The 24747-nt window shown below is 73.6% G+C and carries 20 protein-coding genes and 2 pseudogenes; 11 read left to right on the forward strand and 11 right to left on the reverse strand.

Annotated features, from left to right (window positions below):
* The first annotated feature begins 64 nt into the window (after positions 1–64).
* Together ACF09J_RS26790 and ACF09J_RS26795 are read left to right on the forward strand one after the other, a co-directional pair.
* Positions 65–1528: a PucR family transcriptional regulator gene (locus ACF09J_RS26790; protein WP_392307999.1), complete on the forward strand. Its 1464-nt coding sequence runs from the start codon at positions 65–67 to the stop codon at positions 1526–1528.
* 163 nt (positions 1529–1691) lie between these two features.
* Complete coding sequence (locus ACF09J_RS26795) at positions 1692–2507, forward strand: SAM-dependent methyltransferase (RefSeq protein WP_392308000.1); 816 nt, start codon at positions 1692–1694, stop codon at positions 2505–2507.
* Positions 2508–2594: 87 nt separating this feature from the next.
* Here ACF09J_RS26795 and polX read toward each other — a convergent pair whose 3' ends face one another.
* Both polX and ACF09J_RS26805 read right to left on the reverse strand, forming a co-directional pair.
* Positions 2595–4322, reverse strand: a complete 1728-nt coding sequence (polX, locus tag ACF09J_RS26800; protein ID WP_392308001.1) for a DNA polymerase/3'-5' exonuclease PolX — start codon at positions 4320–4322, stop codon at positions 2595–2597.
* Positions 4323–4385: 63 nt separating this feature from the next.
* Positions 4386–5126 (reverse strand): PP2C family protein-serine/threonine phosphatase, encoded by a 741-nt coding sequence (locus ACF09J_RS26805; RefSeq protein ID WP_392308002.1) that lies wholly within the window; start codon positions 5124–5126, stop codon positions 4386–4388.
* Positions 5127–5359: 233 nt separating this feature from the next.
* Here ACF09J_RS26805 and ACF09J_RS26810 point away from each other — a divergent pair, with 233 nt between their 5' ends.
* Positions 5360–6478 (forward strand): hypothetical protein, encoded by a 1119-nt coding sequence (locus ACF09J_RS26810; protein WP_392308003.1) that lies wholly within the window; start codon positions 5360–5362, stop codon positions 6476–6478.
* 12 nt (positions 6479–6490) lie between these two features.
* Here the strand turns inward: ACF09J_RS26810 and ACF09J_RS26815 are convergent, their stop codons facing one another.
* Complete coding sequence (locus tag ACF09J_RS26815; protein ID WP_392308004.1) at positions 6491–7075, reverse strand: hypothetical protein; 585 nt, start codon at positions 7073–7075, stop codon at positions 6491–6493.
* Between the two features lie 443 nt (positions 7076–7518).
* Here ACF09J_RS26815 and ACF09J_RS26820 point away from each other — a divergent pair, with 443 nt between their 5' ends.
* The gene (locus ACF09J_RS26820; RefSeq protein ID WP_392308005.1) at positions 7519–8427 is read left to right on the forward strand and encodes a universal stress protein; all 909 of its coding nucleotides are present in this window, start codon (positions 7519–7521) and stop codon (positions 8425–8427) included.
* Positions 8428–8483: 56 nt separating this feature from the next.
* Here the strand turns inward: ACF09J_RS26820 and ACF09J_RS26825 are convergent, their stop codons facing one another.
* The 3 genes from ACF09J_RS26825 to ACF09J_RS26835 all read right to left on the reverse strand — a co-directional run bounded on the left by ACF09J_RS26825 (position 8484) and on the right by ACF09J_RS26835 (position 12467).
* Complete coding sequence (locus ACF09J_RS26825) at positions 8484–9149, reverse strand: CBS domain-containing protein (RefSeq protein ID WP_392308141.1); 666 nt, start codon at positions 9147–9149, stop codon at positions 8484–8486.
* A gap of 35 nt (positions 9150–9184) precedes the next feature.
* Positions 9185–9640 carry a cyclic nucleotide-binding domain-containing protein gene (locus tag ACF09J_RS26830; RefSeq protein WP_392308006.1) on the reverse strand — a complete coding sequence of 152 codons (456 nt, stop codon included), beginning with the start codon at positions 9638–9640 and terminating at the stop codon, positions 9185–9187.
* 1033 nt (positions 9641–10673) lie between these two features.
* Complete coding sequence (locus ACF09J_RS26835) at positions 10674–12467, reverse strand: bifunctional metallophosphatase/5'-nucleotidase (RefSeq protein WP_392308007.1); 1794 nt, start codon at positions 12465–12467, stop codon at positions 10674–10676.
* 445 nt (positions 12468–12912) lie between these two features.
* Here ACF09J_RS26835 and ACF09J_RS26840 point away from each other — a divergent pair, with 445 nt between their 5' ends.
* Positions 12913–13938, forward strand: coding sequence for a cytochrome c oxidase assembly protein (locus tag ACF09J_RS26840; protein ID WP_392308008.1), 1026 nt, complete (start codon positions 12913–12915; stop codon positions 13936–13938).
* Positions 13939–14144: 206 nt separating this feature from the next.
* Positions 14145–14510 (forward strand): cupin domain-containing protein, encoded by a 366-nt coding sequence (locus tag ACF09J_RS26845; protein ID WP_392308009.1) that lies wholly within the window; start codon positions 14145–14147, stop codon positions 14508–14510.
* Here ACF09J_RS26845 and ACF09J_RS26850 read toward each other — a convergent pair.
* The 5 genes and pseudogenes from ACF09J_RS26850 to ACF09J_RS26870 form a co-directional block, all read right to left on the reverse strand.
* Positions 14473–15162, reverse strand: a complete 690-nt coding sequence (locus ACF09J_RS26850) for a lactate utilization protein C (protein ID WP_392308010.1) — start codon at positions 15160–15162, stop codon at positions 14473–14475. The two genes, ACF09J_RS26845 and ACF09J_RS26850, sit on opposite strands and share 38 nt — an antisense overlap.
* Positions 15159–16652, reverse strand: coding sequence for a LutB/LldF family L-lactate oxidation iron-sulfur protein (locus ACF09J_RS26855; protein WP_392308011.1), 1494 nt, complete (start codon positions 16650–16652; stop codon positions 15159–15161). The genes ACF09J_RS26850 and ACF09J_RS26855 overlap by 4 nt, the downstream gene beginning before the upstream one ends.
* Positions 16649–17404 carry a (Fe-S)-binding protein gene (locus tag ACF09J_RS26860; protein ID WP_392308012.1) on the reverse strand — a complete coding sequence of 252 codons (756 nt, stop codon included), beginning with the start codon at positions 17402–17404 and terminating at the stop codon, positions 16649–16651. The genes ACF09J_RS26855 and ACF09J_RS26860 overlap by 4 nt, the downstream gene beginning before the upstream one ends.
* 167 nt (positions 17405–17571) lie before the next feature.
* A pseudogene (locus ACF09J_RS26865) lies at positions 17572–18062 on the reverse strand (FGGY-family carbohydrate kinase); the annotation flags it as partial.
* A gap of 138 nt (positions 18063–18200) precedes the next feature.
* Positions 18201–19775, reverse strand: a complete 1575-nt coding sequence (locus tag ACF09J_RS26870; RefSeq protein WP_392308013.1) for an IS200/IS605 family accessory protein TnpB-related protein — start codon at positions 19773–19775, stop codon at positions 18201–18203.
* 104 nt (positions 19776–19879) lie between these two features.
* Here ACF09J_RS26870 and ACF09J_RS26875 point away from each other — a divergent pair.
* The 5 genes and pseudogenes from ACF09J_RS26875 to ACF09J_RS26895 all read left to right on the forward strand — a co-directional run.
* Positions 19880–20431, forward strand: a pseudogene (locus ACF09J_RS26875) (substrate-binding domain-containing protein); the annotation flags it as partial.
* On the forward strand, positions 20359–21429 hold the full coding sequence (locus ACF09J_RS26880; protein ID WP_392308142.1) for a LacI family DNA-binding transcriptional regulator: 1071 nt from the start codon (positions 20359–20361) through the stop codon (positions 21427–21429). The pseudogene ACF09J_RS26875 and the gene ACF09J_RS26880, both read left to right, overlap by 73 nt.
* A 108-nt stretch (positions 21430–21537) precedes the next feature.
* Positions 21538–22839, forward strand: coding sequence for an alpha/beta fold hydrolase (locus ACF09J_RS26885; protein WP_392308014.1), 1302 nt, complete (start codon positions 21538–21540; stop codon positions 22837–22839).
* Between the two features lie 100 nt (positions 22840–22939).
* Complete coding sequence (gene sigJ, locus ACF09J_RS26890) at positions 22940–23845, forward strand: RNA polymerase sigma factor SigJ (RefSeq protein ID WP_392308015.1); 906 nt, start codon at positions 22940–22942, stop codon at positions 23843–23845.
* 60 nt (positions 23846–23905) lie between these two features.
* A complete protein-coding gene (locus ACF09J_RS26895; RefSeq protein ID WP_392308016.1) occupies positions 23906–24739 on the forward strand; it encodes an alpha/beta fold hydrolase in 834 nt (277 codons plus the stop codon).
* The last annotated feature ends 8 nt before the right edge of the window (positions 24740–24747 follow it).

Below are 24747 nucleotides of genomic sequence, written 5' to 3' on the forward strand. Positions count from 1 at the left end.
CGCAGGGCCCGTATTGGACGGATCGCACAGGAGTGGTCGTGACGGTTCTCGCGCAGGAGCACGCGTGACGGCTCCGACGGTGGCCTCGCTGTGCCGGGTCCTCGGCGCTGACCTCGCGCCGGCCGGGGGGTTCGCCGCCCCGGCGCGGGAGGTGTCCGCCGTGCACATCAGCGAACTGCCCGACCCGACCGGCTATCTGAACGGCGGCGAGCTGCTGCTGACGACGGGCCTGTCCCTGCCCCGGAACAAGCTCGGCTGCGAACGGTACGTCGGCCGCCTGGTGGAGGCGGAGCTGACCGCGCTGGCCCTCGGCCTCGGCCCGGTGCACACCGAGGTTCCCGCGCCGCTCCTGGCGGCCTGCCGCACGTTCGGGCTGTGCCTGCTCACCGTCCCGCCGCCCACGCCGTTCCTGCGGATCACGAAGGCCTACTGGGCCGCCGTCTCCCGCACGGCCGAGCAGCACCTCAAGGACGTCCTGGCGACCCAGCGGGCGCTCGTCGACGCGGCCGCCTCCGCCGACCCGGTCGCCACGGTCCTGCGCACCCTCGGCCGGTCGCTGGACGCCTGGGCGGCGGCCTACACACCGGCGGGCGAGGTCGACCAGGTGTTCCCCGCCGGAGCCGCCGAGCAGGCCGAGCGGGTACGCGCGGAGATCGTCCGGCTGGAGGGCGCCGGAGCGCACTCCGCCGCCTCGTTCGCGACCGGGCCGGGAGCGGTGATCGTCTTCCCGCTGGCCGTGCGGGAGCGCGCCGCGGGCTTCCTCGCGGTCGGCACCCCCACACCGCTGGACCCCACCCGGCGCAGAGCCGTGCTGACGGCGTCGGCGCTGCTGAGCCTGGACGCGGTCCGCGGCGCGCGCGCCGCGTCCGTGGCCGACGAGGCGCAGCGCTGCGTCGGACTGCTGGTCGACCTCGGGCACCCGGACGCCGCGCGCGGACTCGCGGGCGCGGTGCGGGCACCGAGCCCGCCGGACCACGTACGCCTGCTGGCGGTGAGGGGCCGGGCGAGCGACCTCCTCGTGGAAGCGGTCCGCCGCTGGTGTCCGGACGCGATCGCCGTGCCGACGGACGAGCGGGCGGCCTGGTTCCTGGTCCCCGCGGACCATCCCCCGACCGCCTGCCTGGAGGACGCGGTGCGGCGGGCGGACGCCGACGCCGCGGCCGTCCTGACGGAGGCGGTCCCGGTCGGGCGGGCACCGGCCGTCCGCGCGGTCGCCGCCGCGACGCTGGCGGACCTCGCCCCGGGCACCCGGCTGCTCGCCCGCCCGTCCGCGGGACCGTACGACCGCGACACGGCCACGCGGCTCGCCGCCGCCTGCGACGGGCTGACCGGCGTCCTGCGCCAGGCCCTCGTCGGCTACCTGCGCCATCACGGCCAGTGGGAGGCGGCCTCCCGCGCGCTCGGCGTCCACCGCAACACGCTCCGGCACCGCGTCTCGCGCTGCCAGGCGCAGCTCGGCGTGGACCTCACCGACCCGGACGTCACCGCGGAACTGTGGCTGCTGCTGCGCCGCCGGGGCATGGCATAGGGGACGGCGGGGACCGCGGCGCGGTCTGCGGACGAAGTGCGGCGCCGGGGCCGCCCCCCTTTCGGGAAAACCACCGGCGGAAACGCGAACTGGCGTGCACAGAACGGCTTTCGGAACGTAGTTTGTCGTCGGACAACCCGCGCGACGGAAACGGACGGTACTCATGACCCACCCCGCTACGAGCCCCGACCCAGCGGCGGACCAGAAGATCGACACGACGGTGCCCCACTCGGCTCGGATCTGGAACTACTGGCTGGGTGGCAAGGACAACTACGCCGTCGACGAGCAGGCCGGCGACGCCTACACCGCCGTCTTCCCCGGCATCGTCACGATCGCCCGCAGCAGCCGCGGCTTCCTGCGCCGCAACATCACCTACCTGGTCGCCGAGGCGGGCATCCGGCAGTTCCTGGACATCGGCACCGGTCTGCCCACGGCCGACAACACCCACGAGGTGGCCCAGCGCATCGCGCCCGAGGCCCGGATCGTGTACGTCGACAACGACCCGATGGTCCTGGCCCACGCCCGTGTCCTGCTGTACTCCACTCCGGAGGGGGCGACCGCGTACGTCGACGCCGACGTGCTGGACCCGGACCGCATCCTCGCGGCCGCCGCCGGCACGCTGGACTTCACCAAGCCCATCGCCCTGATCCTCAGCAACATCCTCGGCCACGTGGCCGATTACGACCAGGCACGCTCCATCGTCTCCCGGCTGATGGACGCGCTGCCGTCCGGCAGCTACCTCTCCGTCAACGACGGTTCGCTCGGCACCGACCCGGACTTCGAAGCGGCCCAGGAGGGCTACAACAAGAGCGGCGCGATTCCGTACACGCTGCGCACCGTCGACCAGATCACGGCGTACTTCGACGGGCTGGAGCTCGTGGAGCCGGGGGTCGTGTCCGTTCCGCACTGGCGTCCGGACCCGGAGGCCCCCGCCGCGGAGGCCGTCGCCGAGCACGGAGGCCTCGCGCGCAAGCCGTGACAGCCGCGTGAGCCGTCCTGCGGCCGTGACCGGACGCGCCCCGTGCGGCGCCCGGTCGCGGCCGCAGGGCGTCGGCCCCGGTGGGCCTCAGGCGGCCCGGTCCGCGCGCAGGAAGCCGCGCAGCCGCCGCAGCGGCCAGGTGTTGATCACATCGTCCGGGGTCAGCCATCCGCGCTGGGCCGTGCCGATTCCGAAGCGCAGATGGGCGAGATGGAGCAGGGAGTGGGCGTCGGAGTCGACGGCGAACTTCGCCCCGTGGCTCCTGGCCCGCCTGATGTCCTCGTCGCCCAGGTCGAGTCGGTCCGGCTGCGCGTTGATCTCCAGGGCCGTGCCGGTGCGGGCGCACGCCGCGAACACCTCGTCGAGGTCGGCGTCGATGCCCGGCCGCCTGCCGATCAGGCGGGTGGTGGGGTGGCCGATGACATGGACGTGGGGGTTCTCGCAGGCGCGGACGAGCCGCCGGGTCATCGCCGTGCGGTCGAGACCGAAGTGCGAGTGCACCGAGGCCACGCAGAGGTCGAAGCCGGCGAGGAACTCGTCGGGCCAGTCCACCTCCCCGTCCGGGCCGATGTTGAGCTCGGTGCCGTGCAGCACCCGCATCCCGTGGTGCCTGCCGTCCAGTGACCGCACCTGCTCGCGCTGGGCGAGGACCTTCTCCTCGGTCATGCGCTGCATGGCGAGACCGGGCGCGTGGTCGGTGACCGCGTAGTAGGCGTAGCCCCGGTCGGCGGCCGCGGCCACCATCTCCTCCAGCGGGGCGAGACCGTCGGTGAGGTCGGTGTGCGTGTGCAGGTCGCCCTTGATGTCGTCCTCCGTGACCACTTCGGGCAGTTCGCCGCGCAGACCGGCCTCGATCTCGCCGCGGTCCTCGCGCAGCGTGGGCGGGATCCACGGCAGGCCGAGCCTGGCGTACACCTCCTCCTCCGAGCGGGAGGCGACCCGCTCCCCGCTCTCGGCGTCGAACAGGCCGTACTCGGAGAGCTTCAGACCCAGGTGGACGGCGATCGTCCGGGTGCGGATGTTGTGCGCCTTGGAGCCGGTGAAGTACTGCAGCGCGGCGCCCCAGGAGTCCGGCCGCACGACGCGCAGGTCGACCTGGACGCCCGTGTCGGTGCGGACCGAGGTCTTCTTCGCGCCGTGCGCGATGACCTCGGCGGTGGAGGGCAGTTCGGTCAGCGCGTCCATGAAGGGCGCCGAACGGCCGGCGGCGACGAGGACGTCGATGTCCCCGACGGTCTCCCTCATCCGGCGCAGCGATCCGGCGTACGCGCACCGCGTGCATCCGGTGATCCGGGAGAGTCCGGCGACGACGTCCTCGGCGGCGTCCATGGCGGTGCCCAGCAGGATCCGTTCGCCGGCCTGCCGCATGAGGGCGATGCCGTGCAGGATGTTCTCCTCGGTCTTCTTCCCGAAGCCCTTCAGGTCCCGCAGCCTCTCCGCCTTGATCGCGTCGGCCAGTTCGCCCACCGAGGAGATGTGCAGGTCCTCGTAGAGGGTCATCGCCTTCTTCGGGCCGAGGGTGGGGATGGTGATCAACTGCCGTACCCCGGCGGGAATCCTGGCCCGTGTCTCCTCCACCGCGATGACGTTGCCGGTGCGGAGGTACTCGACGACCTTCTCGGCGATCGACCTGCCGACGCCGGGGATCTCCTTCAGGCCCGCGACGTCGAGGCGGGAGACGTCGCCGGGGTGGCCGCCGATGGCACGGGCGGCCTTCTCGTAGGCGCGCGCCTTGAACGCGTCGCCTCCGGTGATGGCGATGAGGTCCGCGTACTCCTGGAGGAGCGCCTCGACCTCCTCGTTGGCCCGCACCACGTCTCACAGTCTAGTGCCGCGGGCCGGGCGAGCCGGCCCGCGCCCGGGCCGGCGGGGAGCGGGTCACCGTTGCACGACGCGCACCAGGGCGAGCGTGATGTTGTCGGGACCGCCGGCCGCGATGGCGGCCTTCCACAGTTCGAAGGCCGCCCGGCCGTCGTCGAACTCCCGCAGCAGCTCGTCCAGTACGTCGTTCGGCACCGGGTCGGTCAGGCCGTCGGTGCAGATCAGATACCGGTCGCCCGGGGCGAGGGAACAGGCCGTCACGTGCGGGGTGACGGCGTGGTACGTCCGGGCGCCGCCGAGGGCCTGGGTCAGCAGCGACGTCGTGCGCTGCCCCGGCGGGGTCGGCGGGTTGTCGTCCACGCTGACCTGGAGCAGCCCGTCCCGGGGCGCGGCGAAGACGCGGCTGTCGCCCACGTTGAACGCCAGCAGCGAGCCGGGCAGGACGACGGCGCCCGCGACGGTCGTGCCCATCGTGGCCGGTCCGTCGTCCTCCGCGGCCGTGTACACCCGGCGGTTGCAGGCGTGCAGCGCCTCGCGGACGTCGTCCTCGCCCGTCAGGCCGGGCCCGGACTGCGCGAGCTGCCGGACCACCAGGGAACTGGCCACATGGCCTCCGGGCTGGCCGCCGATCCCGTCGGCGACCGCGACGACCAGGGGCTTGCCGAGGGGGAACACCAGCGTCTGCGGATTCTCGGTCACCGTGGCACACAGGGTCCACGGCCCGGCGACCAGGCTGTCCTCGTTGTGCTCGCGGATCAGTCCCGGATGGCTCAGCGCACTCACAGCGACGTACGTCATCACAGGCCACCGCCTTCCCCTGCCCGCCGGGCGGATCGCGCGCCGAGACCATTGTCGTGTGGCCCGCCGGGCGGCGCAGCCCGAGCCCCCGGGCAGCCCGGGCAGCCCGGACGGCGGGCGGCAGGCCGGCCGGAACGGTGGGAGACTGACCGAGAGGGTGACCGGCGAGCCTGCCGGGAGGCCGCCGTGAGCGGTGTCGGGCGGGCACGGCTGCGGGGCAGTCGGGAGCGACCATGAGGCTTTCCTTTCTCGAACCTCTGTACAAGCAGTCCGGTCCGTTCGCGTCGGTGTATCTGGACACCTCCCGCGACAGCGCCGTCGCCGACCCCGACGCGGCCATAGAACTGCGGTGGCGGCACCTGCGGGACGCCCTGACGTCCGAGGGGGCGGACCGGGGCACCATCACCGCGGTGGCCGACCTGGTGGGCGGCGACACGGAGGTCCCCGGCACGCACGGCCAGGCGGTGTTCACCGCGCACGGCCACGCGGCCCTGCTCGACGAGCTGCCGGTCCCGCCCACTCGGGACACGGCGCACTTCGGCACGCTGCCGGACATCATGCCGCTGATCGCCCAGCACGCGCCCGGGATCCCGTACCTGGCGGTGCGGGTCCGCTACGGCGGACGTCACTCCACGGACGCGACCGGCACCGTGCGCGTCGACGCCGAGGCCGGCGTCTGGCCTTCGACCAAGGTCGCGCCCGGGTACCGCCTGCACGAGGAGATCCCGGCGGGCGACTGGCCGCGGGCGGCCCGGGTGATCGGCCGGGAACTGGAGGGCCACGCACGGCGCATCGACTGCGAGGCGGTGGTCGTCGCGGGAGACGCCTGGGCCCGCGGCATCCTCGTCAACCGGCTTCCCGCCCCCTTGCGCGGACATGTCACGACGGTGGAGGGCGCGGGTGACGCGATCCCGGGGCGGGCCCTGCTGGAACAGCGGCTCGAGGACCTGTTCAGCGGACGCATGGCCGCGCACGACCGCGGCCTGCTGGACGTCTTCCTTGCCCAGCGGACCCACGGCGCGGTGGCGGCCGAGGGACTGTCCGCCGCCGTGTCGGCCCTGCAACGGGGTCAGGTCAAGGCTCTGTTCCTCAACAACCACCCCGAGTCGCCGCTGCGCCTGTGGGTCGGCCCGGAACCCAGCCAACTCTCCCTCACCGAGGACGAGTTGCGCTCCTACGGCGTCCAGGACATACGCCGGGAGCGCGCCGACGCTGCACTGACCCGGGCCCTGGTCGGCACGCGGGCGGAACTGGTCCTGGTGCCCGAACGGGAGGCCCGGCTGCACGAGGGCGTGGGCGTCCTGCTGCGCTGTCCGCTGCCCCGCGACGGCCAGAACGCGCCCGGGACATGACGGCCGCGAGCCTCAGCGTGCCGCGCGGCCCCACTGCGGTCCGACCTCGCGCCACTCGGCCTCCCAGGCGCGGGCACGGCGCCGGTCGAGCAGGGCGCGGGCCGCACAGCATCCGCCGCCCGCGGCACCCGCGACGGCCAGCGACACCAGCGCGCCCGTGGCGGCCGCCTGTGTCGCGGCCTCCGACGGGGTCAGCGGCGGGGGAGTGACCCGGTGGTGCTGATCGGTCCAGACCGCGATCCGGTCGCCCGTTTCGAGGGTGGGCGCGACCAGGGTCCGGTCCTCGTGCCGGGTGCCGTCCGGTTCCGTCCAGCGGACGGTCCCCGGAACCCGGTCGTCCGGCGTCGTCACGCTGTCCCCGCCTCCGGGCCGGGCCGCGTCGACCAGGACGGCGGTGGCCGGGTGCCGCTCGACCTGCTGCTGGGCGAGGCCGTCCACCGTCGCCTGTCCCACGGCCACCCCGGTCAGCGGAGCGCCCACCGCGATGACGGCCCACGTGGCCAGCAGGACCCAGCCCTCGATCACGTCCTCACGCCGGCGCATCGGGTTGCTCCGCCACCGCCACAGCGGACGCCGGACGGGTGTGTTCGCCCTCATCGCTGCTCCCTCCGGACCTTCGACCACCACCGGGTCCTCCGGACACCCCCGACCCGCCGAGCGGACGGTCGCCCGAACGGCTCCGTCCGCTTTCAGCCTGACACCCTTCCGGGCCGCCGTCCTGGGGTCGCCCGGCGCGGGCACACCGGCCGTACGTCCCCGCCGGGGCGGGACATCGGGCCCATCGCCCCTCGGGCCGGTCGGCCCACTCCCGCCGCGGCCGGAACGCGCGAGACTGGAAGTGCGCGCAAAGTACGCAGCGCGCGGAGTACGACCCGACACCATCACGGTCCCGGTCCCGGAGGAGAAGACGGGCACCAGGACCATCCCGGTGCGGCGCGTCCGAGCAGGGGACGCACTATGCCGCACCCGGGTGCGCGGCCGGTGTGGCGCCGGCCGCGCACCCGCCGGGGGACAGCGCGGGGACAAGGAGGGTGACCGTCATGCTGAGACCCGTCGTGGCCGGTCTCGACGGTTCGAGCGAGAGCCTCGCCGCGGCCCACTGGGCGGCCAGGGAAGCGCTCCGGCGGGGGCTGCCGCTCCGGCTGGTGCACGCCTGGGAGGGACTGCCCGACACCGCCGGAAGCGCGGGCCTGCCCGAGGTGCGCGTGCCGCAGTCCCGGGCGCGCCGGATGCTCCGGGACACGGTCGGCGAGCTGGCCGCGTCGTACCCGCGCCTCGACCTGTCGAGCGAGCAGGTGCACCGGCAGCCGGGTCCCGCGCTGCTCGACGAGGCGGCCCACGCCGAACTGCTCGTCATCGGCAGCCAGGGGCTCGGCGCGGTCGGAGGCTTCGTCCTCGGCTCGGTGGCCATGGTGACCGCCGTGCACGCCGAACGGCCCGTCGTCCTCGTACGGGCGGGGGAGAGCGCGGGGAGCGAACATCTGCCGGACGTCTCCGGACGTCCCTCGACGCGGACCGCGCACCGTGACGTGGCGGTCGCCGTCGACACCGACGGCCCCTGTGACGACGTCCTGGACTTCGCCTTCCGCGCGGCCGAACTGCGCGGGGCGCCCCTGCGCGTGGTGCACGCCTGGCACGTGCCGCTGAGCCACGGGCTGCCGGACGCGCGTACCCGGGGTGCGTTCCGGCGGCAGGCGGAACGGGAACTCGCCGCGCTGCTGGAGCCGTGGCGACAGAAGTTCCCCGCCGTGTACGTGGCCGCGACCCTGCACGAGGGGCGCCCGGCCCACGTCCTGCCGCGTGCCGTGAGCGGGGCGGGCCTGCTGGTGGTGGGCCGCCGCAGGCGCCACCCCGCGATCGGCGCGCACGCGGGTCCGGTCACGCACGCCCTCGTCCACCACGTCACCCGCCCGGTCGCGCTCGTGCCCCACGACGACCGGCCCGGCTGACGTGAACTCGCGGGTTTCCTCCCGGGCCGCCGCCGAGGAGGAGACGGCGCCGGAGCTCAGCGCGGTTCGGCCACCGCGGGGCCGCTCGTGAGGTCGCACTCGACGTCGACGACGCCCTCCACGGCCCGTACCAGGCGGGCGGCCACGGGCACCAGCGAGGTGTCCCGGATCCGGCCGGTGAGCGTGACCACACCGTCGACGACGCCGACGTGGACGGGTGCGAGCGGCGCGGGGAAGAGGTAGGAGACGATCTCCCGGCGGACCTCCTCGGCGAGGTCGTCGTCCGACCGCAGGAACACCTTCAGCAGGTCGCTCCGGCTGACCAGGCCCTCCAGCAGTCCCTCGCCGGTGACGACGGGCAGCCGCTTGACGCGGCGCTGGGCCATGATGCGCGCGGCCTCGGCGAGCGCGGCGTCGGAGCGGACGGTGACCGCCGGGGAGGTCATCAGCTCCCCTGCCGTCACCGCGCCCGCCTTGGCCAGGTCGGACAGCCGGCGGAGCTGGGTGAACCGGTCGGGGTCGCTGTCGCGGAACTCCTCCTTGGGCAGCAGGTCGGCCTCGGACACGACACCGATCACGCGTCCTTCGCCCTCCAGTACCGGGAGGGCGCTGACCTTCCACTGCGCCATGAGGTTGATGATCTCCTTGAACGGAGCGTCGCGGCCCACGGCCACGACGGTGTGCGTCATGACGTCGCTCACGATGTGCGGGCTGCCGTGCACGGTCTCCTCCTCGGGGCGCCGGTGCGGTCGCGGGGTCACTTGCCGCCGCTGCCGTAGGGGGCGTACAGGTCGAGCAGCCGGATACGGGCCGCGTGCAGCCGGTGGGCGACCACACCGCCGACCCAGACGGCGACGGCACGGCCGAACTCGGGGTCCTTCCCGCACAGCTCGCGCACGGCCTCCGCGTCGAACTCGTAGGCCCGCACCGGGCTCGTGGCCTCGGCGCCGAGCTGCCACACATAGGGCGGGAAGTGCCAGGACCAGCCGACGAGTTCGCCGTGGCCCAGCGTCTCGATGATGGCGGCGCTGCGGCCCGGGACGTGCAGGTCGAGGGCGATGGTGCCGGTCCGGATGATCCAGAACCGGTCGGCGTGGCGGCCCTCGTGGAACAACCGGGCCCCCATGTCGAAGGAGGTCTCGCGGGCGGACCGCATGAGCCGCGCACGGTGCTCGGCCGGAAGGGCCGCGGCCCGGGTGGTGGTGGAGGTCATCGCTCCGGCTCCTCTCGTTCCTGCCGCCTCGCCCACTCGGCGAGTCCGTCGTGCCGCGCGGCGGCGCCTGCTTCCGCCCAGGAGGACCGCGGTGGTGGGGGACGTCGCCGCTGCGCTGCTGTCTCCAGCCTGTTCCCGTACGGCCCCCGCCGCCACGGGCCGCCCGGACCCGCCGGAGGGGCCCTTCGGCCCCAAATCCCACCCACCGGGCCGCGGCACGCTCGGTTCACGAGGCAAGCAAGAAGTAACTTTTCCGGGGCGCCTGCGTCGGGCGTCGGGTCGGGGGCCGCCTTCGCCGACCGTCAGGCCGTCGAGCGGGCGCCTCCGCCGAACGCCGGGCCGGTGAGCCGCCTTCGCCGACGCTGGTCCGTGGAGCGAATGCCTCCGCCACGCTGGGGCATCGAGCCGGCCCCCGGCCCGCGCGGGCTCCATCGACGCCGGGCTGGGGGTGTCCCCGCCGGGCGTCGGGTCGGGGGCGCCCTCGCCGGGCGCCAGGTCGTCGAGGTCGAGTGGGCGCGTCCGCCGGACGCCGCGCCGCCTTCGCCGACGCCGGGCCGTCGGGGCGGCGCTCCCGGCGGGCGCCGGGTCAGGGGACCGCCTGCACCGGGCGACGGGTCGTCGAGTGGGCACGTCCGACACGATGGGGCATCGAGTCGCTCCCCCCGGCCCGGGCGGGGGAACGGGCCGCCCCGACGCCGGGCCGTCGGTGCGGCGCGTCCGCCGGGTGTCGGGACGTCGTGCCGCCTTCGCCCAGCGCCGGGCCGTTGAGCGGGTGCTCCGCCGCGCTGGTGGCATCGAGCCGGCCCCGGGCCCGCGCGGGCTCGACCGACGCCGGGTCGTCGGGGCGGCGCCCCCGTCGGGGGCCGCCTTCGCCCGGTGCCGGGTCGTCGAGCGGGCGCCTCCGGCACTCCGGGGCACCGAGCCGGCGCCGGCCCGGCCGGGCCGCCCGCACCGTTCGCGGGCAAGCGTGAGGGCGGGCCCCAAAGGGCCCGCCCTCGTCCGATTGCTCGGGTTGCTGTCCGTGTGACGGTGGTTACTTGACGACGGTGACGCGGTTGGCGGCCGTCGGCGTGTACGGCGCGGCGGCCGAGGTGTTCGCCGTCAGGTAGTCGACCAGGGCGGCCAGGTCGTCACTGCCGACGAGCTGGTCGGTGCCCTTGGCGAACTCGGTGAAGCCGTCGCCGCCGTCGGCCAGGAAGGAGTTCATGGCGACGCGGTAGGTGGCGTTGGGGTCGACCGGCTTGCCGTCCACCCGGATGGAGTCCTCGACGACGCGGTCGGCGCCCGTCTTGGTCAGGTCCAGGGTGTAGGTGAGGCTGCTGGAGATCTGAAGGTACTTGGGGGCGGCGGCGTTGCTGCCGCTGACCTGCTGCTTCAGCACGGTGACCAGCTGCGCGCCGGTCAGGTCCTTGAGGTTGACCGTGTTGCTGAACGGCTGCACCGCGAAGCCCTCACCGAAGGTCACGACGCCGTCGCCCTCCTTGCCGGAGGCGGCGTAGACCAGGTCGGCGCGGATGCCGCCCGGGTTCATCAGCGCCACGACGGCGCGGCTGTCCAGGGACTTGGCGTGCGCGAGCTGCGCGTCCGCGATCAGGTCGCCCAGCGGCGACTCGACGGAGCCGTTGCGGGTGATGTCCTTGGTGATGTAGCCGATCGGCTTGTTGGCGACCGGCGCGGCCAGGGTCTGCCAGTAGTCGAGCAGCTGCGTCAGGTCGGCGGCCTTGGACTGGGTCCGGTCGACGACGCGGTTGGAGCCCTTGACCGTGGCGCGGACGATGTCGTCGCTGCGCGGGTCGTACTTCATGTTCAGCTCGGTGAAGAGCCGGCCGTAGGAGGCGGCGCTGGTCACCAGGCGCGGGTGGCCCGCCGGGTCCGGGATGGAGCAGACGTACGCGTTGTGGGTGTGGCCGGTGACGAGGGCGTCGACCTCCGGCGCGACCTTCTTGGCGATGTCCACGATCGGACCGCTCAGGCCGGTGCCGCCGCCCGCGTCGCAGTCGTAGTTGTACGCCGAGGAAGCCGGGTATCCGCCCTCGTGGACGAGCGCGACGATCGCGTGGATGCCCTGCTGCTGGAGTTCCTTGGTGTACTTGTTGATCGTCTCGGCCTCGTCGAGGAACTTCAGTCCCTTGACGCCCTCGGCCGTGACGACGTCCGGGGTGCCCTTGAGGGTGACGCCGATGAAGCCGACCTTCGCGCCCTTGACGTTCTGGACGACGTACGGCTTGAGAAGCGGCTTGCCGGTCTTCTCGTTGATCACGTTGGCCGACAGGATCGGGTAGTCGGCACCCTTGAACGTGCGTCCCTTGTCGTAGCAGCCGTCGACCGGGTGGCAGCCGCCGTTCTGGAGGCGGAGCAGCTCGTCCTTGCCCTCGTCGAACTCGTGGTTGCCCACGCCCGTGACGTCCAGGCCGAGCTTGTTCATCGCCTCGACGGTCGGCTCGTCGTGGAAGAGGCCGGACAGCAGCGGGCTGGCGCCGACGATGTCGCCGGCGGCGACGGTCAGCGACCGGTCGTGGCCCTTGCGCGCGGTGCGCAGGCTGCTCGCCAGGTACTCCACGCCGCCGGCGTCGATGTCCTTCGTGGTGCCGTCGGCCTGCCGCTCGGTGACCCGGCCGGAGGAACCGGCCGGCGGCTCCAGGTTGCCGTGGAAGTCGTTGATGGCGAGGAGCTGGAGGTCCTTCAGCGGGGCCGAGTCGGCGTCGGGGCCGGCCTGCGCGGGGTTCGCCGCGACGAGGGCGCCGGCGGTGGCCAGCGTGGCGGCCGCGGCGAGGGCCGCGACGACGATTCTTCGCGGAGCCGGGCGGCGGGAGTGGGTCGGCGACATGGTGCCTTCCTGGTGGGACTGGGGGAAAGAGGGGGCAACTGGCCGCAGCCTAGAGTCAACGCGCGTAGTTGTCAGGAACTTTGTGGTTACGGACAGGTTTCCATCTGGGGGACCTTCGTTGTTCAGGGCGATTTCAACTGTTTCGCGTGGACGCCGAAGGCCGTCGTCCCGGTAAGCCGGCGGTGAGGAATCCGTGAGAAGTCGCCACTCGGCCGGAGCGCCAGGACGCCCTCGGGCGCGGTCCCGCCGGCCTCCGTGGTGCCTTCGGAAACCCGGCTCCCGGACGGTTCGCCCTGCTGAGAGGCCCTTTCCGCGGGCGCGGCACCCCGCGAGCGCGACGCGCCGGACACCTCACCCCGCCGCCCCGGGCACGGCCACCGACCGCTACCGTCCGCTGCGGGCATGAACCGACTCGTCCCCCTTGGGTGAATGGAGAACGATACGCATGATTCCTGACGCGGTGACCGAACTGTCGGCCGGGCAGCTCGCCGAGCCGACGCTCGGTCGTCTGCTGTCCTCGTGGCAGGTCGACGTCCCGGCGCTGGTCGTGGTGGCCGTCCTGGGCGGACTGTACGGCTGGGGCGTGCTGCGGCTGCGGCGGCGGGGCGGGAGCTGGTCGCCCGCCCGCACCGCCGCCTTCGTGCTGCTCGGTCTGGGCACGCTGGTGGTGGCCACGATGTCGGCGCTGGCCGTGTACGACCACGTCCTGTTCTGGCCCGCCGCCGTGCAGAACATCCTGCTGGACCTGGTCGCGCCCCTCGGCCTGGCCCTCGGCGACCCGCTGCGGCTCGCGGTGGAGGCGCTGCCGGAGGACCGGGCGGAGCGGGTCCGGCGGGCGATGGCCGGCCGGGCGGTGCGCCTGCTCACCTTCCCCCTGGTCAGCACGGCCCTCGTACTCGCCACCGAGCTCGTCGTCTACTTCACCCCGTACTTCGCCACCGCGCTGCGCGTCGGCTGGCTGCACGAGCTGATGTACCTGCATCTGCTCACCGCGGGCTGTCTGTTCGTCGTCCCGGTGCTCACCCACGAGCAGGCGCTGCCGGCATGGTGCACGCATCCGGTGCGGGCCGCGCTGGTGTTCCTCGACGGCATCGTCGACGCGGTGCCGGGAGTCGTGGTGATGACCCACGGGACGCTGATCGCGGGGGCCTGGTACCAGCAGCACGCGCCCACCTGGGCCACGGACGTCCACCACGACCAGCAGATCGGCGGCGGCGCGATGCTCAGCATCGCCGAACTGGTCGCGCTCCCCTTCATCCTGGCGATCCTGGCCCAGTGGGCGCGCGCCGAACGCATCCAGAACGCCGCCCTCGACCGCCGCCTCGACCAGGAACTGGCCCGCGTCGCCACCCCGCCCCGACCATCCGGCGAACAGGCCCCGGCATCCGCCCCCGCACTCGTCCGCCCCTGGTGGGAGACCGAACAGAACGAGGTGGCCAACAGCATCCGCCGCCACCACGGCACCGGCTGAACTCCGGCCCTGCCCAAGCCTGTTGCCTTGCGGGTGGCCGGGGCAGCCCGGGCGCCGGGCGGGCCCTCGGCGTCGAATGGCGAGGGCCCCTCGGCGGGGAGACGATGAGAGCGAGGGGCTCGGCCCCGCTGGTGGCGTGCGTGGGTGCGCGGGGACGGAGACCGGCCCCGTTCGCAGGGATCACGGCCGGAAGGGAGATGACCGTCATGCTGGAAGTGAAGACGGTCGAGAAGCCGGACGAGCGGCGCGATTTTCCGCGGGGGCACCTCGAAGCCGTCCACCTCACGGGGCTCGACTTCGCCGTGGCCACCTTCGAACCGGGCTGGCGCTGGTCCGAGTCGGTCGGCCCGATCGCCGGCACGCGTAGCTGCCTGGTCCACCACGACTGCTATGTCGTCCGGGGCCGTATGCACCTGACCATGGACGACGGCGGAGAGGCCGAGGTGGGGCCGGGCGACGTCTTCGTCTGCTCGCCCGGACACGACGCCTGGGTCGTGGGCGACGAGCAGGTCGTGCTGTACGACTTCGCGGGCGTCATGGCACAGCGGTACGCGAAGCCGGGCGGCGGGTAGCCGGTCGTTCCCCGCTCACCAGCACCACCTCCAGGGTGCGAGGCCCGTGGACGCCCTCCACCCGGTCCAGTTCGATGTCACTGGTCGCTGAGGGCCCGGAGATCCAGGTCAGCGGGCGGGCCGGGTCAAGGCGGTCCAGTGCCTGCGGCACGGAGGAGACGACCTGGTCCGGCACGCGCACCAGGCAGATGTGGTGGTCGGGGACGAGTGTGATCCGGCGGCGGCCCTGGTCGGGGGAGCCGTCCAGGACGAGGGTGCCGGTCTCGGCGACGGCGACCGCGCAGCCCGTGACGACGCTGTCGACCCGGTCGAGCTCGTGCGGGGTGCTGTCCGGCCGGTCCGCGACCCGGGTGACCTCGATGGCGGCCGGCCAGTCCTCCTCGAGGCCGGGCGGCACCAGGACGGTCTTCGAGCCCCTCTCGCCGAGCAGGTGGGCGATCAGCCGGGGCAGCGCGTCGGCGTCGCAGCGGTGCACGATCGCCCGGTAGTCGGCCAGGTTCTCGGCGAGCAGGTCCACTGTCTCCTCGGTGCTCCGCTCGCCGTGCTGCCGCAGATAGTCGCGGGAGACCGCCCGCTCGTACGGCACGTCGTCCGGCGGTACGTCCGCGAGGGCGCGCCGCACCCGGCCCAGGATCCGGTCCCTGCTGCTCACTTCGCGCCCTCCTTGCCCCCGTGCGTGCGCTGCCACCAGTCGCGGAACGGCTCCGCCGGCACCGGCGGCAGATCGCGGGTCCCGGTCCAGGCCCGACCGGGGCCGGGCAGGGTGCGGGGGTGGAAGCGGCGGGTGCGGGAGGCGAGCCGCTGGCCGCCGCGCAGCGCGCCGGGACGGGTCAGGGCCCAGCGGGCCGCGCGCATGGCCGCGCGCTCGGCGGCGTGCCCCTTGGCCGGCTTGAGGAGCACCTTGTTGCCCGCCCGCGTCACCGGGCCGCCCTCGACGACGCGTTCGCGCAGGTGGACCAGCACCTCGGGGATGTCGATGGCGACGGGGCACACCTCGTAGCAGGCGCCGCACAGGGAGGACGCGTACGGCAGCGAGGCGTCGATCTCGCTTGCCGTGCCGCGCAGTTGGGGGCTGAGGATGGCGCCGATCGGGCCGGGGTAGACCGAGCCGTAGGCGTGTCCGCCGGCCCGCTCGTAGACGGGGCAGACGTTCAGGCACGCCGAGCAGCGGATGCAGCGCAGGGCCTGACGGCCCACCTCGTCGGCGAGAGTGTCGGTGCGGCCGTTGTCCAGCAGCACCAGGTGGAAGCTCCGGGGTCCGTCGCCGTCGGTGGTGCCGGTCCACATGGACGTGTACGGGTTCATCCGCTCGGCCGTCGAGGAGCGGGGGAGTGTCTGGAGGAAGACCTCCAGGTCGCGCCAGGTGGGCACGATCTTCTCGATGCCGACGACCGAGATCAGCGTCTCGGGCAGGGTCAGGCACATCCGCCCGTTGCCCTCGGACTCCACCACCACCAGCGTGCCGGTCTCGGCGACGACGAAGTTGGCGCCGGAGATGCCGACCTTGGCGCGCAGGAACTTCTCCCGCAGGTGCAGGCGCGCGGCCTCGGCGAGTTCGGCGGGCGTGTCCGTCAGCCCCTCGGGGGCGGGGCGGCCCCACGCGCCCATCTCGGAGCGGAAGACGTCCCGGATCTCGCCGCGGTTGCGGTGGATCGCGGGCACCAGGATGTGCGAGGGCCGGTCGTGCCCCAACTGCACGATCAGCTCGGCGAGATCGGTCTCGTAGGCCCGGATGCCCTCGGCCTCCAGGGCCTCGTTGAGGCCGATCTCCTGGGTGGCCATCGACTTGACCTTGACGACCTCCCTCTCGCCCGTGGCCTTGACCAGTGCGGCCACGATCCGGTTGGCCTCCTCGGCGTCGGCGGCCCAGTGGACGGTGCCGCCCGCGGCGGTGACCGCCTCCTCCACCCGCACCAGATAACGGTCCAGATGGCGCAGGGTGTGGTCCTTGATCTGCCGGCCCGCCTCGCGCAGCGCCTCCCAGTCCGGCATCTCCGCCACGGCCGCGGCCCGCTTGGCGCGGATGGTGTGCGTGGCGTGGCGCAGGTTGCCGCGCAGGGTGATGTCGCGCACGGCGTCGTGCGCGGCCCGGGGAAAGGGCGGGAACGGCGAGCCGGGCATGCCCAGGAACGTCGCGCTCATGCCGCGGCCTCCTCCTCCGTGCCGGCCAGGATCTCCGCGATGTGCACCGGGCGCATCCGGGTCCCGAGGCGGGCCATCGTGCCGCCGATGTGCATCAGACAGGAGTTGTCGCCCGCGCACAGCACCTCCGCGCTCGTCGACTCGGCGTTGCGCACCTTGTCGGCGCCCATCGCCGCCGACACGTCGGGGTTCTTCACCGCGAAGGTGCCGCCGAAGCCGCAGCACTCCTCGGCCCCGGGCAGCTCCACCAGCTCCAGCCCCTTCACCGCGCGCAGCAGCCGCAACGGCCGGTCGCCCAGGCCCAGGCCGCGCAGCCCGTGGCAGGTCGGGTGGTACGTCACCGTGTGCGGGTAGTACGCGCCCACGTCCGTCACGCCGAGCACGTCCACCAGGAACTCCGTCAGCTCGTACGTTCTGGGCACCACGGGGGCCAGGGTCGCCGCGAGCCCGTCCCCGCGTCCCTCGGCCCGTGCCCTGGCGCCCATGCGCGGATACAGCTCCCGCACCATCGCGCCGCAGGAACCGGACGGTGTCACGATCGCCTCGTAGTCCCGGAAGACCTCGGCGAAGTGCCGGGCCAGCGGCTCGGCCTCATGCCGGTAGCCGGTGTTGTAGTGCGCCTGTCCGCAGCAGGTCTGGGCCATCGGGAAGTCCACCTCCACGCCCAGCCTGGTCAGGAGCCTCGTCGTCGCGCGCCCGGTGTCCGGATAGAGCGTGTCGTTGACGCAGGTCAGGAAGAGTGCGACGCGCATCGCGGCTCCTCGTCGTCGGTCGTCGGACGGGTGATGGGCACCGCCCACACGCGTTCAGCGTAGTGGCGGGAGTATTCGGGCGAGGGGCACGCCGGGAGATCCCGGCCTCCGGCGTGGCGGAGCCCCGGGCCCCCGGCCCGGCGAGGACCGGCTCACGGTGCACCGGCTCATGGGGTGACGGCGGTGAGCCGGGCCTCGGCCGCGCGCCAGGCCGCCGCGTCGCCGCCGGGCTCGTACCGCACGAGCGGCTGCGTCCGGGCGAGCAGGGCCCTCATCCCGGCCCGGTCGCCGACGAGACCGTGCGCCCGGGCCTGCACCAGGACGTTGCCGAGGGCCGCCGCCTCGGCCGGCCCGGCCACCACGGGCAGCCCGCAGGCGTCGGCGGTCAGCCGGCACAGCAGGGCGTTGCGGGCCCCCCGCCCACGAGGTGCACCACGTCCACGGGATGGTCGGCGAGCCGCTGCGCCTCGGCGACCGCCCGGCGGTGGGCGAGGGCGAGGGAGTCGAGGACGCAGCGGGTGATCTCGGCGGGGGAGCCGGGCACCGGCTGTCCCGAGGCTTTGCAGGCCGCCGCGATCCGCTCCGGCATCCGGTCGGGCGCGAGGAAGGCGGTGTCGCCCGCGTCCACGACCGACCGCAGCGCGGGCACCTCGGCGGCGCGGCCGCCTCCCCGGCCGGCAAGGCCGACCCAAACGCCCCGACCAAGAAGGGCCTGACCGTCGGCTTCCTGCCCAAGCAGGTCAACAACCGTTCCTACGGACTGAGCGGGAGTGAGTCCTGCTGCCAGGACTCGTGCTCAGCCGCGTGCCCCGAAGTGGGCACACTGGTCGCCCGCTTTCGCTCCGTATCCGGGCGGCACGGATCGTGTCCGTGGTCCGGGCATGCGGGGGCGGGGTCCCTCACACCCCGGGATGCCCGATGCGGCCTGGATGGTCCGATGCCCCACCGCATCACTCCGGTGCGGTGGGGGCGGTGCCGTCCGACGCCGGATCGGGTGTCCCAGGGCGCGTCGTCCGATCGCCACGGCGGCAGCATCATGCCGTGTCGGCTTGCGTGTCGTACTCGTGAGCGGTTTCTGCTGGGCGCCCCAGCGACTGGTGTAGGCCGGATCGACCGCGACAACGGCGACACCCAACTCGGCCGCCATCGACACCAACCTGGCCCGCAGCCGGGCGGTCGGCATCCCGGAAATCAGCTTCCGGAACCGCTTCCTTCTGCCGTGCTTCTCCCGCGTCTTCTCCGCGGCGAAGTCCAGATCCTCGATCGCCAGGGCCAGGCCGTGGCGAGCGGCCCAGTGCAGCAGGCGGATCAGAGCGTGCCGGACCTGCGCGTCGCGGTGCTGTGCGCTGCCGGTCAGCTGATAGGCGAATCTGCGGGGCGCGCCGACGGGGTTGCCGTGCTGATCCAGGCGCCAGGCGGCCAGGTGGTCGGCGTTCATGTCCACCCCGACCAGCCCACCCGCACGGACCGCTGAAAGCGGCACCGCCGTCTGGCGCGGGTTCTGCCAGGACGCGGTCACGTACCAGCGGTTGCGGTCGGTGTCGTAGTGGATGCGGTAGGCCACGGCGCGGTTCGCTGTGACGCGGTCGGCCCACTGCTCGCCCCGGTGGCGGAAGCGGGCCCGGCAGGCGAGCACGTATCGGCCGTGCGGCGCGTTGGCCAGGTTGGCCAGCGCCGCCGGAAGCCGGATACTCACCTCTCCCTCCGGGCTGATGCGGATCGTCTCGTTCCCGTGCGGTTTCCCGGACTCGCCATCGGCCTGCAGGAACCACCGCTCGGCCCCCCACCGCAACCGCCACTGCGCCTCGGTTAGCCCGGCGGCCTTCAGGTGGTGCCGGGTACGGAGCAGCTTCTTGCCGCCCCGCACCACCCGCACCCGCCCGGCCTCCCAGTCGGCCCGCACCTGTTCCAATCGGTCCTCAAGCACATGCAGGCGCCGGGACTTGGCGAACCACTCCCGCCGGGAGCGGTAACCGCCCGGCGCGTCTTTGGCGCCCTTGGTCCCGACGGGCTGCGCAAGCCGGTGCGTGATCGTCTCGACGCCTGCCCGCAGGCTGTGGATGTGGGCGAGCTGACCGCGCCGGGCCAGCGCCCACTGGTCGTGTGTGGCCTTGGTGATACTTCCCGCCCACCGCGACGACGACTGCCCGGTCAGCGCCCGCTTGCGCTGCGCCCACTGCTCACTGCCGTGCTCCAGCCCCGCCGCACAGCGCGCCTTCAGATCGCCGGAGGCCAGCGAGCCGAGCAGAGCGCCGACCTGGCGCAGCACCGTCTCGTCCTGCCCGGTCAGACCCTTGAGGCCGGAGCGGATCGCCACCCCGGACGGACCGGGCACCACGAACGACGCCGCCACCTCACGCAACCCACCCACAGCACACCCCCGCCCGACGCCGAAGAACCGCCACCACACCCAACGACCACCCCCGGCCCAAGGTCACGCATTCGAAACCAGAACTCCCGTCGCCCTGCCGCGCCTTGCAGGCCCACCCCACGCACCACAACCGCACAGCTCACTCATCCACGCCAGAGCACACCCAACCGCAGTCAAACGGCAGCAGTTCAAACCCCCTACTTCACCTCCGCCGACAACGCGGCAGGAAGGCCCTGGAGCAACTCGGCGAGAAGTACAAGGAGGTCGGACCGTCCAGCGCCACCGACACCTCGGGGCAGGTCTCCTACGTCAACACCCTGACCCAGCAGCAGGTCGACGCGATGGCCATGTCCGCGCAGGACCCGGGCGCCCTGTGCACCGCGCTGAAGCAGGCCATGAAGAACGGCATCAAGGTCGTCACCTACGACTCCGACACCAAGCCCGACTGCCGCAACGCGTTCGTCTCACAGGCGTCCGCCCAGGACCTCGGCCGCATCGAGGTGCAACTGCTCGCACAGCAGACCAGGTTCAAGGGCGAGATCGCGATCCTTTCCGCCGCGCAGACCGCGACGAACCAGAACACCTGGGTCGACTACATGAAGGAGCTGAAGGACCCCGAGTACCAGGACGTCGAGCTGGTCGAGGTCGCCTACGGCAACGACGACGCGCAGGCGTCCTTCCAGCAGACCCAGGGCCTGCTCCAGCAGTACCCGTCGCCACCGAGACCCGGGCCCGCGTGCAGTCCGCGATCGACCGCCTCGGCTACGTCCGCAGCGAGTCCGCGCGCCAGTTGCGTGCGGGCCGCAGCCGGATCATGGGACTGCTCGTCCTCGACATGGGCAACCCCTTCTTCGTGGACGTCGCCCGGGGCGCCGAGCGGGCGGCCCGCGCGGCCGGGCTCGGGGTGATGGTCTGCAACAGCGCGCAGAGCCCCGGGGAGGAGGCCGAGTACCTGTCCCTCTTCGCCGAACAGCGGGTGCGCGGCGTCCTGCTCACCCCGGCCGACACCACCGGCCGCAACATCGCCGCCCTCCGCCGCCAGGGCATCCCCTTCGTCCTGGTCGACCGGGTCGCCGAGGGCGCCACCGAATGCTCGGTCTCCGTGGACGACGTGGCGGGCGGCGCGCTGGCGGTGCGGCACCTGGCCGACGCCGGGCACCGCTCCCTCGCGTACGTCAGCGGCCCGCCCGGCCTGAACCAGGTGCGCGACCGCCGTACCGGCGCCCTGAACGCGCTCGCCGAGGCGGGACTCGGACCCGACGCGCTGCGCGAACTGCCCACCGAGCGCCTCGACGTGGCCGCCGGACGGGACGCGGGTGCCCGCCTCCTCGGCCTCGCCGACCGGCCCACCGCCGTCTTCTGCGCCAACGACCTGCTGGCCCTCGGCGTGCTGCAGTCCATGTACGCGGCCGGGGTCCGGGTCCCCGACGACCTCGCCATCGTCGGCTACGACGACATCGAGTTCGCCGCCGCCGCGGCCGTGCCGCTCACCTCGGTCCGCCAGCCCGCCGTCACCATGGGCGCCCTGGCGGCGGAGCTGCTGCTGGAGGAGACCGGGGCGCCGGCGGCGCACGAACACCGGCAGGTGGTGCTCCAGCCGGAACTGGTCGTCCGCAGCTCCAGCCTGCCCGGTCGCCCGCCGGTCACCCAGTGACGCGTCCGCCGCGCGTCCAGTACGAATTCCTGATCCCCGTGGTCGGACGGCGGAGGAACATGTGCTGAACTGGGACGCGGCCGTAAACCCTCCGTCCCGGGAGAACCCTTGACCGTCAGCTACCGCCACCCCGGCGTCGTCCTCACCGACCGCACCTTCACCGTGCCGCTCGACCACGACGACCCCGCCGGGGAGACGATCGAGCTCTACGCACGTGAGGCCGTCGCACGGGACAAGGCCGGCAAGGACCTGCCGTGGCTCCTCTACCTTCAGGGCGGTCCCGGCTTCGGGGCGAACCGTTTCATCGGACGGCAGGCCTGGTTCGGCCGGGCCCTGGAGGAGTACCGGGTCCTGCTGCTCGACCAGCGCGGCACCGGCCACTCCACGCCCGCCAACCGGCAGACCCTGCCCCTGCGCGGCGGCGCCGCCGCACAGGCCGACTACCTCACGCACTTCCGCGCCGACTCGATCGTCCGCGACTGCGAGGCGATCCGCCCCGAGGTGACCGGCGGCGCGCCCTGGACCGTCCTCGGGCAGAGCTTCGGCGGCTTCTGCACCGTGAACTACCTGTCCACGCACCCCGAGGGCCTGGCCGCCGCCCTGATCACCGGCGGCCTGCCCTCGCTCGACGCCCACGCCGACGACGTCTACCGGGCCGCCTACCCGCGCATCGAGCGCAAGGTCGCCGCCCACTACGCCCGTTACCCCCAGGACGTCGACCGCGCCCGTCGCATCGCCGACCACCTGCTCAGCCACGACGTGGCGCTCCCGAACGGCTACCGGCTGACCGTCGAGGCGTTCCAGTCGCTCGGCATCATGCTCGGCGGCGGCGACGGCAGCCACCGCCTCCACTTCCTCCTCGAACACGCCTTCGTCCGCACCCCGAACGGGCCGGAGCTGTCCGACGCCTTCCAGGAAGAGGTCCAGGGCCTGCTGTCGTACGCGGGACACCCGCTGTACGCCCTCGTCCACGAGGCGATCTACGGCCAGGACGCCCGCCCCACCGCCTGGTCGGCCGAGCGGGTCCGCGCGGAGTTCCCGCAGTTCGACGCCGCCAAGGCCCTCGCCGGCGACGGGCCGGTGCTGTTCACCGGCGAGACCGTGCACCCCTGGATGTTCGACTGCGACCCGGCGCTGCGCCCGCTGCGCGAGACCGCCGAACTGCTCGCCGCCCGCACGGACTGGCAGCCGTTGTACGACCCCGCCCGCCTCGCCGCCAACGAGGTCCCGGTCGCCGCGGCCGTCTACCACGACGACATGTACGTCGACACCGCCCACGCGCTCGACACCGCCCGCACGATCCGCGGCCTGCGCACCTGGGTCACCGACGAGTTCGAGCACGACGGCGTCCGGGCCGGCGGTCCCCGCGTCCTGGACCGGCTGCTCGGGCTCCTCCACGGCGACCTCTGACGCCGGCGGGCTCGGCGGGATCGGCCGGATCGGCCGGTCCGCGGTCGTGCCCCGAGGCTTAGGATGCCCGGGAGGTACGGGGGAACGGGGTGGAGAAGAGATGTCCGGTACGGGTGACGAGGAAGTCCTGGCACGGAGCTTCGAGGAGCACCGCGGCCAGTTGCGGGCGGTGGCCTACCGCATGCTCGGCTCGGTGCCCGAGGCCGAGGACGCCGTCCAGGAGACCTGGCTGAAGCTCACCCGCACGGACACCGGCGCCATCCTCAACCTCGGCGCCTGGCTCACCACCGTGACCGGCCGGGTCTGCCTCGACCTGCTGCGTTCGCGCAACGCCCGCCGCGAGGAGCCGATCGACGACACCTTCGTCCCGGATCCGGTGATCCGGCCCCTGACCCCGGCCGACCCGGAGCAGGAGGCGGTCCGGGTCGACTCGGTGGGGCTCGCCCTGCTCGTCGTCCTGGAGACGCTCCAGCCCGACGAGCGGCTGGCGTTCGTGCTCCACGACCTGTTCGCGGTGCCCTTCGACGACATCGCGCCGGTCGTGGAGCGCAGCGCCGCCGCGACCCGGCAGCTCGCCAGCCGCGCCCGCCGCCGGGTGCGGGGCGCCACCCCGTCCGCCGAGGCCGACCTCGCCCGGCAGAAGCAGGTGCTCGACGCCTTCCTCGCGGCCTCGCGCGGCGGTGACTTCGAGGCGCTCGTGGCGGTCCTGCACCCGGACGTGGTGCTGCGGGTCGACTCCGGCGCGCTGGTCCGGGGCGCGGCCGCCTCCAAGGTGGTCCACGGGGCGAAGACGGTGGCCGCCCAGGCCCTCACCTTCTCGCAGTACGCGGGGACGGCCCGTCTGGTGCTGGTCAACGGCTCGGTCGGGGTGGCCAACGCCCCCGAGGGCGGGCCGAGTTCGGTGATGGGCGTGGTCGTCGCCGACGGCCGGATCACCCACCTCTACATCCTGGCCGACCCCGAACGGCTCGGGCACCTGGACATGACGGCCGTACGGGAGGGCTGAGCCGGCCCCGGTCCGGGAATCCGGTTGCCCGGCGGCGCCGGCCCTGACAGGGTCGTCGCCATGCCCACCCACCCCGCGTACGACGCGACGACGCTCTCCTACCGCGTCCTCGGAGAGGGCCCTTCGGTGATCTGCGTGCCCGGCGGACCCATGCGGGCCGCCGGCTACCTCGGCGATCTCGGCGGTCTGTCCGCGCACCGGCGGCTGGTGCTGCCCGACCTGAGGGGCACCGGAGGATCGGCGGTCCCGCGGGACCCCGCGAGCTGCCGCTGCGACCGGCTCGTCGACGACGTCGAGGCACTGCGCGAACATCTGGGCCTTAAACGCGTGGACCTGCTCGCGCACTCCGCCGGCGCGAACCTGGCGGCGCTGTACGCGGCCCGGCACCCCGAACGCGTCGGCCGGCTGGCGCTGATCACGCCGAGCGTCCTGGCCGTGGGCATCGAGGTCACCGGCGAGGACCGGCGCGAGACGGCGCGGCGGCGCAAGGACGAGCCGTGGTTCGCGGCGGCGTACGCGGCCCTGGAGGGGATCACGGCGGGCCGTGCGACGGACGCCCACTGGCAGGCGCTCGCCCCGCTCCGCCACGGCCGCTGGGACGCGGCGGCCCGGGCCCTCGACGCCGCCGACGCCGAGCAGAAGAACGCCGAGGCCGCGGCCGCCGCCGACGGCGCCTTCGACCCGGACGCCACCCGGGCGGCGCTCGCCCGGTTCACCTCCCCGGTGCTCGTGCTCGCCGGTGAGGTCGACCTGAACTCGCCTCCCGCCGCCATGGCCGCGTACGCCGGGCTCTTCCCGCGCGCCGAACTGGTCGTCCAGCCCGGCGCGGGGCACTACCCGTGGCTCGACGACCCTGCCCGGTTCGTGGCGGCCACCTCCGCCTTCCTGCGATGAAAGGCCCG

It is taken from the genome of Streptomyces sp. NPDC014889 (genome assembly GCF_043081205.1).
Lineage (GTDB): Bacteria > Actinomycetota > Actinomycetes > Streptomycetales > Streptomycetaceae > Streptomyces.